At 67.7% G+C, this 1,737-nt stretch carries 2 protein-coding genes; both read right to left on the bottom strand.

The window, feature by feature from the left end; all coding sequences use genetic code 11:
• On the bottom strand, nucleotides 1-534 hold a 534-nt coding region (locus J0A65_RS22930), incomplete at its 3' end, for an STN domain-containing protein (protein WP_206596616.1).
• A gap of 128 nt (nucleotides 535-662) precedes the next feature.
• The gene (locus tag J0A65_RS27850; protein WP_206596615.1) at nucleotides 663-1,637 is read right to left on the bottom strand and encodes a FecR family protein; all 975 of its coding nucleotides are present in this window, start codon (nucleotides 1,635-1,637) and stop codon (nucleotides 663-665) included.
• Nucleotides 1,638-1,737: the final 100 nt, after the last annotated feature.

The following is a 1,737-nucleotide window of genomic DNA, read 5'->3' as shown; positions in this document are numbered from 1 at the left end:
CAGCATGTCGGCGGCATGACGCGGCGGACGGCTGTCGATCTGCTGCCGGTCGATCACCGCGACCGAGCGTGGCTGCAGGTAGGTTTCCTGGCGCTGACTGAGCTGGCGCCCCTGCACCGTGGTCGACTGCAGCTGCAGCGTCTGTTCATCGCGCAGCGCGCGGCGGGTCAGGGTGACCTGACGCAGGCCGTCGAAGCGATAATCCACCGGCGCGCTGCCGAGCAGGCGACGCAGCGCCTCGTCGAGCGGGTAGCGCCCGCTCAGCGCGGTACTGGCGAAGCCCTGCAGGCGTGCGCTGTCGAAGAACACCTGCACCCCCGTCTGCTCGGCGAAGGCCAGGGCAGCGCGGTCCAGCGGTTGCGCGGGGATGTCGAATGCCATCACCTGATGCTGGGTCGAGCGCGCCTCGGCCACGGCTTCGGCCGCCAGCGCGGCGCCGTTCAAGGCCAGGGCCACGCCCAGCGCGACACCACTGAGCAACACGGATGAAGGATGACGGAGAGCAGGTGATGCTGCAGAACGACGACGACTCACGACTAACCCCAGGGCTTTCTTTATTGATAATGAAAATCACTACCAACAAAGACGCGCAACCCGGAGAAACTCAGTAAGGAAATCGTGAAATTTTTTCTGCCGGCCCTGTCGGAGCGCCTCGATGCGCCTCAGTAGATCAGGCTGATGCCCAGCATTTCTGCCCGCTGCAGGTGCATTTCCCGCGCCAGGGTGGCCAGGGCATCGTCGAGTGCGTCCAGGCGGAAAACCCCGCTCACCTCGCGCTGTGCCAGCGCCTCGCTGCCGAGGAGAATGTGTCCGCTGCGATAGCGGTTGAGCTGTTCGACCACTTGCGCCAGCGGCACGCGGTCGAACACCAGCAAGCCACGCTGCCAGCTGGTGACACGCTGCAGGTCGAGCGCCACGTCGCTGATGCCCGAGGCGTCGTAATGCACGCTGTCCCCCTCTTCCAGGCGCTGCTGCTGGCCGCCGGCACTGACCTGCACGGCGTGCTCCAGCACACCGACCAGAGCGCCTTCGTCAGCCTCGCGCCGCACCAGGAAGCGCGTGCCCAGGGCGCGTGCCGTCCCGCCGGACGCCTCGACGACGAACGGCCGATCCGCCTGCGGCGCCACCTGGAAAATGGCGGCACCGGCCAGCAGCTCCACCCGCCGCCGGGTCGCGGAGTAGTCCAGGCGGATGGCACTGGCACTGTCGAGGATCACCTCGCTGCCATCGGCCAATGTCAGGCTGCGCACCTCGCCGCTGGCGGTGCGATGGTCGGCCATGAACGGCAGCAACAGGCGGTCGTGCTGGCTCAACCCCAGGCCACCGAGCAGCAGCGCCAGGCAGGCCGCCGCGCCCCAACGCCGCAGGCGCGCCTTGCGCACGGGATGCTGGGGCCTGGCAGAGGCCACTGGCGGCGCCCGATGCTGCCGGGGCCTGTCGCCCGGCAGACCCGCCAGGGCCGCCCAGGTACGCTGGGCGAACGCCAGTGCCTCGGCATGCCGGACATCGGCCTGCAACCAATGCTGCAGCGACTCGGCCCGGGCGTCGTCGAGTGCATCGTCAGCGAGCAGCACCGCCCATTCGGCGGCGGCCTCACGGATGCTCCGCTGCTGCGGATCTTGGCTAATCACGCTCACTCTGGATTCTCGTTATAGGTCGCTGCGGAGCGGGCGGCTGATACCCGTTTCAAGTAATGACGTGCGACGCAGGGTTTTACCGTAAACCATCGTCATGCCT

It is taken from the genome of Bowmanella yangjiangensis (assembly GCF_017255015.1).
Taxonomy (GTDB): Bacteria; Pseudomonadota; Gammaproteobacteria; order Enterobacterales; family Alteromonadaceae; genus Bowmanella; species Bowmanella yangjiangensis.
Note: the sequence above shows the minus strand (reverse complement) of the source record. Positions and strands in the feature narration are given on the sequence as shown.